Raw genomic sequence first — 12,338 nt, 5'->3', positions numbered from 1 at the left:
CGGCCCGCCCGACCTCTCGGAGGTCCGGATCGGCCGGTTCAGGCTCGTCCTCGCCTCCGGCCCCGGCCTCGCCGGCGTCCGCCTCGTCGTCGCCGCCGGCCGCGAGGAGGACGGCGACGCTCGCGACGAGCGCGGCGACGACGAGCGCGGCGAACAGCAGCTCCGGCGCCGAGGCGGCTCCCTCGCCGCCCCCCGCGCCGGCTCCGCCGCCGCCCTGCGGCAGGAGCCCGCCCTCCCCGGCGACGGCCGCGCCGAGCTCGAACTCGAATCCCCGGTCGACCGGCCGGCAGGCCGAGAGCAGCCACCCCAGCGCGGCGACCGGGAACCCCATCGACGCGGCGACGGCGCCCGCGGCCAGCCTCGACCCGGTGTCCCGGTACACGAACCACGCGAGCGCGAGGAGGACGGCGGCGAACGCCGCGAGCGCCGGGGGCTCGCGGAGGAACTCGTAGCACGCGGGCGGGAGGGAGAGGGCACCCCCGCCGCTCGGGGCTGGCGACGCGCCGACGTCGCCGCTCTCCCCGGTCGGGCCGCCGCCGTCGCCGGCGACGCCGAACCCGCCGCCGCCGAGGCTCACGGCGGAGTCGAGGGTCGCCGCGGCGACGCCGAGCGCGACGACCGCGAGGAGGGCGAGGAGGACCGCAGCGAGGGTGTCCCGATTCACGTCCGTGGATACGCCGTGTCGAACGAATAGCTTTCGACGGCGGCGGTCACTCCGCTGTTTCGCTCCCGACGACGAGAGGGATCACTCCGCCGTCCCACTCCCGTCGACGGCGTCGTCGAGGGGCGTCGTCGGGAACAGCGCGTCGACGTCGGGATCCGGGTCGACGAGGCGGTAGTCGGTCCCGTCGCGCTCGACGACCCCCGCGTCGGCGAGGTGGTCGAGGTGCGCGAACGCCTCGCCCGGCCCGTGGAGCACGTGGATGTCGACTAAGTCGCCGAACAGCTCGGCCGACACCTCCCACGCCGTCGCGGGGCCGCCGTCGGCGAGGACGTCGAGGACGCGCCGCGTCCGGTGGCGGTGGTGGTCGAGGATCGTCGCGGCCCGCCGGCTCGGGTCGTCGATCCGCTCGCGGTGCCCCGGGTGCGCCGCGTCGAAGTCGCGCTCGACGATCCGCGCGAGGCTCCGGGCGTACGCCGCGAGGGGCGCGTCGACCCGGACGTCCGCGCCGCCGACGTTCGGGGTGTACTTCGGGAGGAGCGCGTCGCCGGCGAACAGCTCCGCGGGGGCTGCAGATCCCTTCCGCGTGTCCCGCCCCGCCCGCCCCACCGGCTCGTGGTCCGGGACCTCGCGCGGGTCGAACGCGAACCCGGTGAGCCCGGCGGTGTGGCCCGGCAGGTGGACGGCCTCCAGCGCGACGCCGCCCGCCTCGATCGCGTCGCCGTCGGCGACGGTCGTGACGTCGGCGGGGCGGCCGCTGAGGTCGGCGCTCACCGCGTCGAAGAAGTCGCGGAGCCGCTTCTGGTCGGCCTCGGGGAGCCCCCACCGCTCGAACGTCTCGCGCTGGAGGTCGGGGTCGGCCGTGAGCGGCGTCTCCGTCCCGTCGACGAGGGGCGCGTCGGCCTCGTGGACGAACACGTCGGCGCCGCCCGCGGCCTGGACCTCGCCGGCCAGTCCCGCGTGGTCGGGGTGCCAGTGCGTCAGGACGACCTCGTCGACGTCGGCGAAGTCGACGCCGTGGTCGGCGAGGCCGGCCTCCAGGTCGGCGCGGACGTCCGGGAGCGCGACGCCGGTGTCGACCAGCGCGGTCGTCTCGCCGTCGAGCAGGTAGACGTCGTTCTCGCCCTCGAACACGGTGTTGCCGAGCTGGATCCGGTTCACACCGTCTCCTCGTCGGGCGCGCATTTGAGGGTTACCTCCGCGGAAAATCGCGGACGGGCGGCGTCGGCCCGAGCGGTCCGCTCCGACTCAGTCGAGCACGTCGACGCCGGAGAACTCGAAGCGGGCGCCGCCGTCGGCGCTCTCGGTGACGCGCACCTTCCAGCCGTGGGCCGCCGCGACGGCCTCGACGATCTCCAGCCCGAAGCCGGTCCCGTCGTCGTTCGTGCTGTACCCCGCCTCGAACACCGCCTCGCGCTCGCCCTCGGGGATTCCCGGGCCGTCGTCGGCGACGTAGAAGCCGCCGCCGACGTCGCCGACGGTGACCGTGACGTCCTCGCCCGCGTGCTCGATCGCGTTTCGGACGAGGTTCTCGAAGATCTGCCTGAGGCGGCTCCGGTCGGCGCGGATCGCGCGGTCCGTGTCGACCCGGAGCGTCGCGTCGGCGGTCTCGACTCCCTCCCAGCACTCCTTGGCGAGTTCGTCGAGTGAGACCTTCTCCGGCTCCTCGACGCCCTCGCCGTCGCGCGCGAGCGTCAGCAGGTCGTCGATGAGGGAGTCCATGCGCTCGTGGGCCCGGGCGACGTGGTCGAGGTGCTCGGAGTCGCACTCCTCCCGGGCGAGGTCCAGTCGCCCCTCGGCGACGCTGAGGGGGTTCCGGAGGTCGTGCGAGACGATGCTCGCGAACTCTTCTAACCGCTCGTTCTTCGTCTGCAGCGCCTCCTCGCGGCGCTTCCGATCGCTGACGTCGCGGATGACGCCGACGCGGTCGAGGTCGGACGCGTCGCCGCTGTCTCCCTCGCCGTCCTCCCCCTCGCCCGCGAGCCGATTGAACCGCATCTCCACCGGGAACCGCTCGCCCTCCGCGGTGAGGAACTCGTACTCCACCGTCCCGGCGTCCCGCTCTCCGGCCTCGATCTCGCGGCGTACCTGCTTCGCCTTCTCCGCGGCCTCCTCGGTCACCCAGTCGTAGATTTCCGTGCCGATCAGCTCCTCGCGGCTCACGCCTTTCATCTCGGCGTAGCGCTCGTTGACGTACGCGATGGTCCCGTCGGGACGCACGGCGTAGACGGCGTCGTCGAGCGACTCGAGGATCGTCTCGTACCGCCGTATCTCCCTGTCCCGGGGTGACCGTTCCGTCATGGCTCTACTCGCCCGATCGTTTCACCCGTTCGGTAATAAATGGGCCGTCACGGTCGTCGGCTCGCTCGGCAGTCGTTTCGGGCGCGCTCGGTGTCGATACGGCTTGAGCCCCGCGCGGATCGGATGTGAACCTCGCGCGGATCCGGTGTACGTCCCGCCCGGATCCGGTGCGTTTTCGTCGCCGCGGCCCCATCCGATCGCATGGAGTACCAACCGGGCGTGTGCAACATCGGACCGGCCCAACAGCGACGGCGGCTCCTCCTCGGGATCGCCTCGCTCCTCCTCGCGGCCGTCCTCGTCGCCACCGCCGTCGCGGTCGGCTGGCCGCGCTGGACGCTGCTGCTCTCGGTGTTCCCCCTGTACGGCGCCGCGATGGGCTACCTCCAGTACCGCGAGCGGTTCTGCGTCGGCTTCGCGGGCATCGGCGTCTTCGACGTCGGCGACGGGACGAACCAGGTCCTCGACGAGGCGGCGCTGGCCGCCGACCGGAGGCGCGCGGTCCGGCTGAACGCGACGTCGCTGGCCGCCGGCGTCGTCGGGGCCGTTGTGATATACGGAGTCGCAGTCGTCGGTTTATAAATGGATGCCGTCGGAGCGACGGTGATCCTCACCGAAGTCTCGGGCGCTCGTTTATAAACGTGTGAGACCGGGTCGTCGGTGAACCTCTCCAAAGCCCCAGCCGATCGGCTGTACGTCGTTGCTGACGGATCGTCGGCGACCACCGCCAAAGCCCCAGCCGCGAGGACGGCGCACGCTCGCTGCGCTCCTCACTCGGTCGCTCACTTCGTTCGCTCCCTCGTTGCGGTGCTTGCGTCGCCTGCGCCGTCCTCGCGGCTGCCCCTTTGAGCCCCGCCCCGCACAGCGACCGCAGCCTCACGCCTCCCCAGCCTCGTCGCTGGCACCCGACGCGAAGCGGAGGGTGCCAGCGACTCCCTCGCACGCGCTCCTCGCGGCCGTTTAAAAACGGCCGCTCGGAGGCGCGCGCCGGTCGGTTCGATGAACGATCATGGCGTACCCCAAACGTCGGCCGTCGGGATCGAACCACACGAACGTGCACATAGAAAAGCATTAGAACGGGCTCGGTAACCACGTAAGTGAATGAGTCTGTCCGAACCGGACCGCGAGCTCGTGGTCGCCGAGCTCGGTCGGGAGCCGACGACGGCCGAGGCCGCGCTGTTCGAGAACCTCTGGAGCGAGCACTGCGCGTACCGCTCCTCGCGGCCCCTGCTGTCCGCCTTCGAGAGCGAGGGCGACCAGGTCGTCGTCGGGCCGGGCGACGACGCGGCCGTCCTCGCCCTCCCCGACCCCGACGCCGCGGACGCGCCGGCGTCGGAGCGCGACGCCGACGACTACGGCGACCAGTACGTCACCTTCGGCGTCGAGAGCCACAACCACCCCTCCTTCGTCGACCCGTTCGACGGGGCCGCGACGGGGGTCGGCGGCATCGTCCGCGACACGATGAGCATGGGCGCGTACCCGATCGCCTTACTCGACTCGTTATACTTCGGCGGCTTCGACCGCGAGCGCTCGCGGTACCTCTTCGAGGGCGTCGTCGAGGGGATCTCCCACTACGGCAACTGCATCGGCGTCCCCACCGTCGGCGGCAGCGTCGCCTTCCACGGCGGCTACGAGGGGAACCCCCTCGTCAACGTCGCCTGCGTCGGCCTCACGAACGAGGACCGGCTGGTGACCGCGACCGCTCAGGAGCCCGGGAACAAGCTCGTCCTCGTCGGCAACGGCACCGGCCGGGACGGCCTCGGCGGCGCCTCCTTCGCCTCGGAGGACCTCGCGGAGGACGCCGAGACGGAGGACCGCCCCGCGGTGCAGGTCGGCGACCCGTACGCCGAGAAGCGGCTGATCGAGTGCAACGAGGCGCTGGTCGACGAGGACCTGATCCTGTCGGCCCGCGACCTCGGGGCGGCCGGGCTCGGCGGCGCCTCCTCCGAGCTCGTCGCGAAGGGCGGGCTCGGCGCCCGCATCGACCTCGACCGCGTCCACCAGCGCGAGCCGAACATGAACGCGACCGAGATCCTGCTCGCCGAGAGCCAGGAGCGGATGTGTTACGAGGTCGCCCCCGACGACGTCGAGCGCGTCGAGGCGCTCGCCGACCGGTTCGACCTCGGCTGCTCCGTCATCGGCGAGGTGACCGACGGGAACTACGTCTGCGAGTTCGCGGGCGACGGCGACGAGAGCGAGACCGTCGTCGACGTCGACGCCGAGTACCTCGCCGACGGCGCGCCGATGAACGACCTCCCGAGCGAGGCGCCGACACAGCCTGACCGCGACCTGCCCGACCCAGAGCCGGCCCTCGGCGACGCGGTCGAGTCGGTCGTCTCGGCCCCGTCGACCGCGAGCAAGCGTTGGGTGTACCGCCAGTACGACCACGAGGTCGGCGCGCGCACCGCCGTGAAGCCCGGTGACGACGCCGCAATCATGGCGATCCGGGAGACCGCGGCGGACGACGAGGCGGCCGCCGCGCTCGACCCCGACGAACAGGGGGTCGGCCTCGCGCTCTCCTCGGGCGCGAACCCGAACTGGACCGCGGCCGCCCCGTACGAGGGGGCCCGCGCGGTCGCCGTAGAGAACGCGACCAACCTCGCCGCGAAGGGCGCGGTCCCGCTCGCGGCGGTCGACTGCCTCAACGGCGGCAACCCGGAGAAGCCGGACGTGTACGGCGGATTCAAGGGGATTGTCGACGGCCTCGCCGACGCCTGCGCCGCCCTCGACACCCCCGTGGTCGGCGGCAACGTCTCGCTGTACAACGACAGCGTCGAGGGGCCGATCCCGCCGACGCCGACGCTCGCGCTGATCGGGACGAAGCGCGGGTACGACGCCCCGCCGGCGGCGCTCGATGCCGAGCGCGCCGACGACTCCGAGCTCCTGTTGGTCGGCGCCGGCGGCGACGCACTCGGCGGCTCCGAGTACCTCGCGCAGGCGGGCGGGACGGACCGGTTCCCGGACCTGCCGGACGAGTCGGACGGCGTCGCCCTCGCCGACCGCGTCGCGTCGCTCGCGGCGGTCGCCCGGGACGAGTCGACGCTCGCGGCCCACGACGTGAGCGACGGCGGGCTCGCGGTCGCGCTCGCCGAGCTGGTGACCGACGCGGCCGGCGCCGACGTTCGTCTCCCCGACCGCGTCGCGGCGTTCGACGAGACGCCCGGCCGCCTCGTCGTGCAGACGACCGACCCCGAGGCGGTCGCCGAGGCCGCGGGCGAGCTTCCCGTGCACCGGCTCGGCGACGTGACGACGGACGGGACGCTCTCGCTGTCGGTCGGCGGCGAGTCGACCGCAGTCGACGCCGACGCGATCCGCGAGCTCCGCGGCGTGATCGAGCGCGAACTGGCCTGACGAGGCGCCGAGACGCGCTCGACTCTCGCCGAGACGCGTCCGTCTCGCCCCGAGACGCGCTCCCGCTCCCGATTTCCGCCGCGCGAAAGCGAGCGATACGCTTTTAGGTGTTCCTAAAATACCTAGGGGCAACCACGGGACGCCGGTCGACTCGGCGCCCGATTCACCGATGGCTCAAACGCAACCAGTCGGCACGAGGCAGTCGAGCGATACGGAGAGCGGGTCGCCCGCGGACCCGTCGCCCGACCCGGTGTTGTCGCTGTCGGACGTGACCAAGGAGTTCGGCCCCGAGACCGCGGTCGACGGGGTTTCGCTCGACGTCGAGCCGGGCGAGCTCCTCACCTTCCTCGGGCCCTCCGGCTGCGGGAAGACGACGACCCTCCGGACCATCGCCGGCTTAGAGGAGCCGACGGAGGGGGAGATCACCCTCGGCGGCGAGACCGTCGCCGGCGACGGCGGGTTCGTCGCGCCCGAGCAGCGCGACGTCGGGATCGTCTTCCAGAACTTCGCGCTGTTCCCGCACCTCACCGTTCGCGAGAACATCGCCTTCGGGCTCTCCGACGCCGACGAGGCGGCGACCGCGGCCCGCGTCGACGAGCTGCTCGACCTCGTCGACATGCCCGAGCACGGCGAGAAGACGCCCGACCAGCTCTCCGGCGGGCAGAAGCAGCGCGTCGCGCTCGCCCGGTCGCTCGCGCCCGAGCCCGAGGTGCTCCTCCTCGATGAGCCGTTCTCGAACCTCGACGTCCGGCTCCGCGTGGAGATGCGCGAGGAGGTGCGGCAGATCCTGAAGGAGGCCGGCGTCACCGCCGTCTCCGTCACCCACGACCAGGAGGAGGCGCTCTCCATCTCCGACCGCGTCGCCGTCATGAACGAGGGGAAGATCGAGCAGGTCGGCCGCCCCGAGCAGGTGTTCGAGCGCCCCGAGTCGAAGTTCGTCGCCTCCTTCCTCGGGCGCGCGTCGTTCCTCGAGGGCGAGCTCCGCGACGGGAAGGTCGAGACCGGGATCGGCCGGTTCGACGCCGTCACGCTGGAGGGGTACGACACCGTCTACGACGGCGCGCCCGTCGACGTCTTGGTGCGCCCGGACGACCTCCGAGCGACGCCCGCGAGCCCTGAGCTGGCCGACGGGGTCATCGTCTCGCGGCAGTACGTCGGCCCCTCGTTCGTCTACCGGGTGGAGCTGGAGACCGGCGACACGGTCCACTGCCTGCACAACCACGTCGAGGAGTTCGGGCTCGACGAGCCCGTGAGCTTAGAGCTGACCGCCGACCACCCGCTGGCCTGGTACCCGCGGTAAGCGCGTCGCTGGCGGCGGTTCGTCGTGTCTTTTAAATCGGGAAGCGACGCGTGTCGCTCAGAAGCTGAACAGGAAGGGGAGGACGTACGCGACCAGCAGGCCGACGAGGGTCACCGCCGCGCCGATGCCGACCTCGCGGCTGCCGAACTCCTGCATGGGGGCGGTCACGCGCTCGTCCGGGTCGGGCTCGTGTGAGTGGTCGTCCATGTGCGAGGGTCAGTACGGCGGACATATAAGCGCATCTGAACCGGGCGGCGGATACGACGCCCGATCGCGCAGTTCCCGGAGGGTTCGTCGGGGAGATTTATCCGCCATCGCGCGAATCGGCCCGTATGACCGGCGTCGAACTCACCGATCGGGGGCTCGTCGTCGACCGCGAGCCGAATCGACTCGACGAGCTCGCGGTCGGCTTCTCCGAGATCCTCTCTCGGTTCGACATCGACCACGTCTTCGTCGCCGGCTACGTCGCGATCCTCGCCGGTCGGTCGCGGTCGACCGAGGACATCGACGTGTTCATCGAGCGCTGTTCGGCCGAGCGGATCGACGGGCTCGTCGCCGAGCTGGAACGCGAGGGGTACTGGGGCCCCGCGATGCCGCTCTCCGAGACGTACGGGAATCTCTCCAACGAGACGAACATCTGGGTCGCTCCGGACGGCGAGATGACGCCCCACCTCGAAGTGAAGTTCCCGAGCGACGAGTTCGACGACGCGTCCCTCGCGAACGCGGTGGACGCGCACGTCGGCGGCCACACGGTCCCCATCGGCCCGCTCGAACTCCAGATCGCGTACAAGCTCTCGCTCGGCGGTCGCACCGACCTCGAGGACGCCGCGCACCTCTACACCGTCTTCGGAGAAACGCTTTCCCGCGACCGACTCGAAACGTGGGTCGAACGACTCGACGTCGAGGAGCGCTATGAGCGACTCACGAACGCCTGAAGAGGACTCGGCCGAAGCCGACGACGACCCCGAGCGACCGCCTCGCTACGAGCAGGTGATCCGGTGGGCCGAGTATATAAAGGAACAGCCGCCCGAGGTGTGGGGGCCACAGCAGAACGCGGTCGTGAACGGCCAGATCGAGAGCGCACAGGCGGTCGACGTGAGCGTCGATGATAAAAAGCGAATTCGGGAGTTCGCGCAGGAGACGTTGCGAGCGGAACGTGAGAGCGATGGGAATGGTGAGGACGGGGAGTGAATCGACACCAGAACTCAGCCGTAGAGTATCTCGTCGATATCCGCTTCGTCGGTCGCGACCCTGGAACTGACTCGGCCGCGCCGCATTCGTTCTTTTTCCTCCTCTGATAGCGGGAGCGACGACGCCATACCGAGATTTTCTCACGAGCCCTGATACTCGTTACTCGAACGATTCCAGATTCCTAGCGATCTTCGTGTATGCGTCCGGCACCACGTACCAGCCGTAATAAATACTCGTGCGTTAATGACTCGAAACGTTGGTTAGGAGGCTCCCTGTCTTTGTCTAGGTGTGAGCTATACGACCACGAGCGGAGCCTCCAGTGAACCGCGCGAGATGCTATCGAGTATTACCGCTGAGGGATCGTGGTGTGGAGTGGGAGAGAAAGGCTGTCTTTTGTAACCCATTTCACCAAGACCATCGATCACGTATTGTAGCGACTTGATATAAGAATACTGACCGTACGCCTGACTTGTGGACTTCGAGATATCAACGTGATTGTGAACGAGAAACTAGGAAATTAATCATACTAATTATTGTTGAACAATATGGAAACAACAGCCGAATAGCTTAGTGCTTGACTCCAATACGTGTGATTCTCAGATTCTATTGGTCTCTTAGAATCCGCTCTTGCTGTCCACGCCTTCAGGGGTCGGCTTGTCGTCCGGGCGAGTATCGTTAGCTATCACCTTGACGGGGACAGTATATTCGCTGAGATTGCCATCTACGTCAGTGTTGATTGCGACACCGATCCTTGAGCTATCTCCGGGACCTAAGTTGACATAGCCTGCAGCGCCGTCAAGCGCTTGCTCTGGGCTACGTGCCTCAAAGTGGTAGAACCAGATATCGAACGGCCCATCTGTTGAACCGGGGTACCCGACCACGTCCAAGGGATCTCCTTCATCGGGGACACCATCCTCAAACCAAACCCAGACATCTTGCGTTCCCTGGTTTGTGATCGTGAACACGCGGTCTGCTCGGAACTCCGCTTGGTTATTGACACCGGCTCCGCCACCGGTGACATCACTGTTGCTGCCGCTAAAATCGAGTGTGAGTGTTCCAGATCCGTCACCTGCCCACTGGGCGTAATCGCCATTCGGCCCCGAATCCGGCTTCATCGCTAGGTAGGCGTCTCCGTCGTACGCAATCTGGACATCTGCATTACGGGTTGCCGTAACTTCTGAGAAGGCGCCCGTCCCAGTTGCAGCTGCCCCGCCAGCAGCGAGCGATCCAAGTCCGATCATGAATTTGCGTCGTTCCATGGTTGGTCTACCTCTGTTACCGCACGCGACCCGCGTTCGGGGACACGAGACATCCCGTGTCACCCCGGGTCGCTCTACTACACTCATGGGACGTATCCCATATCGTTATGAGTCGGCAGAAGACTGTCTGGCAAGTACTGAAGACGTTTCAGAGTCGTTCTATCCCGATTCAGGCTTGCTCTGTCGCTTTTCAAGCAGCCCCTTCAACCGATTATCTGGCTGACTCGCAGTTGCGTTTCGATGACTCTCTCCCGTGTGATCCAGACCGGCCTGATCTCATCCTATAACCTGAACATGTGGCTCTGTTGAAATCCTCAACTGGTGATATGTTCTCAGCGTTCTGCTGAATACAGAGGATGTAGTCAGCAATTCACTCCGTAGTTCTTTGCCTCACCAGCAGGGCGGTGTTCAGATAAGGATTGAAAGGCGAGGCGGTGCGTCTTCAAAGTGACCTATCCCGAAAACGCCCGCCTCGGCGGCTGTTTAGACGAGATCAACTTAGAGTTTGTGGAGCGAGAGGCAACACCGAAACTGCTGATGAAGCTCAGTATTCAGCTTCATTTGGCTGGATTATCGCTTTCGAATACTGTTTCGTTTCTTGAGGTATTCGGTGTTGATCGAGTTCGCTCCACCGTTCATAACTGGGTTCACAAGGCCGATCTATAGCCGGAATCTGGTCGGAGCCCAAATCACGTTGCGGTCGATGAGACAGTGATTCGACTTAACGATGAACAGTATTGGCTGTATGCTGCTGTCGATCCGGAAACAAACGATTTGCTACACACACAGTTTGAACCAACTACAAATAACGCTCTCGCAGATCTGTTTTTCGCTGATCTCCGTGACAAACACGATATTGATGACGCAACTGTTCTCGTCGATGATCAGCATCACTTTAGCGAGCCTGTCACAAACACAACCTCGATTTCAGACACGAACGACATGGAAATCGAAACAGCGTCGAACGTGTTTTTCGTGAGGTAAAACGGAGAACTACCTGTTTCTCAAACTGTTTCAGCAACGCCGAAGCAGAAACTGCTGACGAGTGGCTCAGATCGTTCGCTTTCGCATGGAATCAGCTTATCTGAACACTACGATATATTTCCTAATGTATGTGAAAGTGCTGGAGAGCTTGTTTGCCAGTACCTTAGTTCGCCCCGGTGTTCGAGTCGCCCGTGACTCCGGAGCCCGACCCTTCGTTGGTCACACTCACGTCGAAGCTCGTCGTGGCGACCATGACACCGACGTGGCCGTCGTTGTTCTGCATCTGGGAGTACGAGAGTCCGGACGGAGTAGCGCCACCGAAGTCGGTGTATCCGTCCTCGCCGTACATCACTATCTCGGAGTTGCCTGCGTTGATGTCCGAGACTTCGAGTCCGTCAATTCGGCTTGCGCCTGCCTCCTTCTTCTCGGAGTCCGAGAGACTTGCCCACGTCGTCGCCTGGTCGTCAGCCAGAACACGCTGACCGCCGTACATCGTGGTGATGGCGTACTTGAGCTGACTCAGGTTCGGGCGCTGGAGCTCGAACGTGTACCGAAGCTGGACCGGCGTGGTCTTGGTCGAGCCTTCGCCAGCGTTGTCGTCCCCGTTGTCTAACGGGGCTGTGTCCGAAGCCGCTCCGTAGTATCCAGCGTCGATATCGTGGTAGTTGTTCTGGAATCCACCGTCCTCGTGAGCACCGGGGTAGTCACTTGCGCCTCCAATGCTCGTCCCGTCCAGGAAGGAATCGATATCCACACCACCGGGGAAGGACAGAGACGAGTAGTCAGGCTTCCCCTGCTCGTCTGCGATGACGAGTGGGCTGGCACTGATATCAGGACCATCACCGTCATTGAATCGGGGGTCCTGAGACGTTGCCACCGAGAACGGCTGCTTCAACCGGTACTCTCCAGTCGTCCCTGGCTCGACGCGAAAGTACGAATTGTTCTTGACCTCAAAACCGATCCACGGAGTCGCTCGGTAGATCGGTTCCCAGTCGCCGCCTCCCACCTTCGCTTCCACGAGGTAGAATATCTTTCCCACGTAGTCGTCTAGGTCTTCCCAAGTCACCGTAAATTCAGGGTCGATAGTGACCTGGCTCAGGTCACCACGGTCATTCTTGACCGTACCGGGGTTCCCGGCGCTGATGTTCACTGTTGACGCCGCCGCACTCCCCGTCGTTGCGAGGATGCCTGCACCACTGGCTGTTGCTACCGCGCCGATACCGCCGACCGTCTTGAGGAGTTTACGTCGTTGCATGATTCAACCGAGTGTCCCACTTCGGGAGCGCTCATCTCG

Annotated in this window: 11 protein-coding genes and 1 pseudogene; 6 read left to right on the top strand and 6 right to left on the bottom strand. The window is 66.5% G+C overall.

The window, feature by feature from the left end:
* The 3 genes from B4V06_RS18635 to B4V06_RS18625 all read right to left on the bottom strand — a co-directional run.
* Nucleotides 1-664: DUF4129 domain-containing protein (locus tag B4V06_RS18635; RefSeq protein ID WP_498171070.1), on the bottom strand; the 664-nt coding region annotated here is incomplete at its 3' end.
* A gap of 81 nt (nt 665-745) precedes the next feature.
* Nucleotides 746-1,822 (bottom strand): MBL fold metallo-hydrolase, encoded by a 1,077-nt coding sequence (locus B4V06_RS18630; RefSeq protein ID WP_498171068.1) that lies wholly within the window; start codon nt 1,820-1,822, stop codon nt 746-748.
* Between the two features lie 87 nt (nt 1,823-1,909).
* Nucleotides 1,910-2,962: a PAS domain-containing sensor histidine kinase gene (locus B4V06_RS18625; protein ID WP_498171066.1), complete on the bottom strand. Its 1,053-nt coding sequence runs from the start codon at nt 2,960-2,962 to the stop codon at nt 1,910-1,912.
* 201 nt (nt 2,963-3,163) lie between these two features.
* Here B4V06_RS18625 and B4V06_RS18620 point away from each other — a divergent pair, with 201 nt between their 5' ends.
* The 3 genes from B4V06_RS18620 to B4V06_RS18610 all read left to right on the top strand — a co-directional run bounded on the left by B4V06_RS18620 (nt 3,164) and on the right by B4V06_RS18610 (nt 7,610).
* Entirely contained in the window at nt 3,164-3,541 is a 378-nt protein-coding gene (locus B4V06_RS18620; protein WP_498171065.1) for a hypothetical protein, read from the top strand.
* Between the two features lie 519 nt (nt 3,542-4,060).
* Nucleotides 4,061-6,310: a phosphoribosylformylglycinamidine synthase subunit PurL gene (purL, locus tag B4V06_RS18615; protein ID WP_498171063.1), complete on the top strand. Its 2,250-nt coding sequence runs from the start codon at nt 4,061-4,063 to the stop codon at nt 6,308-6,310.
* A 169-nt stretch (nt 6,311-6,479) separates the two neighbouring features.
* Nucleotides 6,480-7,610 carry an ABC transporter ATP-binding protein gene (locus B4V06_RS18610; protein WP_123114074.1) on the top strand — a complete coding sequence of 377 codons (1,131 nt, stop codon included), beginning with the start codon at nt 6,480-6,482 and terminating at the stop codon, nt 7,608-7,610.
* A gap of 57 nt (nt 7,611-7,667) precedes the next feature.
* Here B4V06_RS18610 and B4V06_RS18605 read toward each other — a convergent pair whose 3' ends face one another.
* Nucleotides 7,668-7,817, bottom strand: a complete 150-nt coding sequence (locus tag B4V06_RS18605) for a DUF7550 family protein (protein WP_170938252.1) — start codon at nt 7,815-7,817, stop codon at nt 7,668-7,670.
* Between the two features lie 125 nt (nt 7,818-7,942).
* On the opposite strand from B4V06_RS18605, the gene B4V06_RS18600 reads away from it, so the two are divergent.
* Both B4V06_RS18600 and B4V06_RS18595 read left to right on the top strand, forming a co-directional pair.
* Nucleotides 7,943-8,545 (top strand): hypothetical protein, encoded by a 603-nt coding sequence (locus tag B4V06_RS18600; protein WP_123114075.1) that lies wholly within the window; start codon nt 7,943-7,945, stop codon nt 8,543-8,545.
* Nucleotides 8,523-8,801: a DUF8150 family protein gene (locus B4V06_RS18595; protein ID WP_123114076.1), complete on the top strand. Its 279-nt coding sequence runs from the start codon at nt 8,523-8,525 to the stop codon at nt 8,799-8,801. Before B4V06_RS18600 ends, B4V06_RS18595 begins: the two co-directional genes overlap by 23 nt.
* A 614-nt stretch (nt 8,802-9,415) precedes the next feature.
* Here the strand turns inward: B4V06_RS18595 and B4V06_RS18590 are convergent.
* Nucleotides 9,416-10,060: a DUF1102 domain-containing protein gene (locus B4V06_RS18590; RefSeq protein ID WP_148041764.1), complete on the bottom strand. Its 645-nt coding sequence runs from the start codon at nt 10,058-10,060 to the stop codon at nt 9,416-9,418.
* Between the two features lie 447 nt (nt 10,061-10,507).
* On the opposite strand from B4V06_RS18590, the pseudogene B4V06_RS18585 reads away from it, so the two are divergent.
* Nucleotides 10,508-11,148: pseudogene (locus tag B4V06_RS18585) on the top strand (IS6 family transposase).
* A gap of 59 nt (nt 11,149-11,207) precedes the next feature.
* On the opposite strand, the gene B4V06_RS18580 reads toward B4V06_RS18585, so the two are convergent.
* Nucleotides 11,208-12,299 (bottom strand): hypothetical protein, encoded by a 1,092-nt coding sequence (locus B4V06_RS18580; protein ID WP_148041765.1) that lies wholly within the window; start codon nt 12,297-12,299, stop codon nt 11,208-11,210.
* Nucleotides 12,300-12,338: the final 39 nt, after the last annotated feature.

The sequence above is a fragment of the Halorubrum sp. B53 genome (genome assembly GCF_059752395.1).
The sequence above is the reverse complement of the archived record's forward strand: the minus strand, read 5'-3'. Positions and strand labels throughout refer to the sequence as shown.

Coding starts and splice junctions, on each gene's coding strand:
- B4V06_RS18625 (WP_498171066.1), bottom strand. CDS start 2,962: ATGACGGAACGGTCACCCCGGGACAGGGAGATACGGCGGTACGAGACG.
- B4V06_RS18620 (WP_498171065.1), top strand. CDS start 3,164: ATGGAGTACCAACCGGGCGTGTGCAACATCGGACCGGCCCAACAGCGA.
- purL (WP_498171063.1), top strand. CDS start 4,061: ATGAGTCTGTCCGAACCGGACCGCGAGCTCGTGGTCGCCGAGCTCGGT.
- B4V06_RS18610 (WP_123114074.1), top strand. CDS start 6,480: ATGGCTCAAACGCAACCAGTCGGCACGAGGCAGTCGAGCGATACGGAG.
- B4V06_RS18605 (WP_170938252.1), bottom strand. CDS start 7,817: ATGGACGACCACTCACACGAGCCCGACCCGGACGAGCGCGTGACCGCC.
- B4V06_RS18600 (WP_123114075.1), top strand. CDS start 7,943: ATGACCGGCGTCGAACTCACCGATCGGGGGCTCGTCGTCGACCGCGAG.
- B4V06_RS18595 (WP_123114076.1), top strand. CDS start 8,523: ATGAGCGACTCACGAACGCCTGAAGAGGACTCGGCCGAAGCCGACGAC.
- B4V06_RS18590 (WP_148041764.1), bottom strand. CDS start 10,060: ATGGAACGACGCAAATTCATGATCGGACTTGGATCGCTCGCTGCTGGC.
- B4V06_RS18580 (WP_148041765.1), bottom strand. CDS start 12,299: ATGCAACGACGTAAACTCCTCAAGACGGTCGGCGGTATCGGCGCGGTA.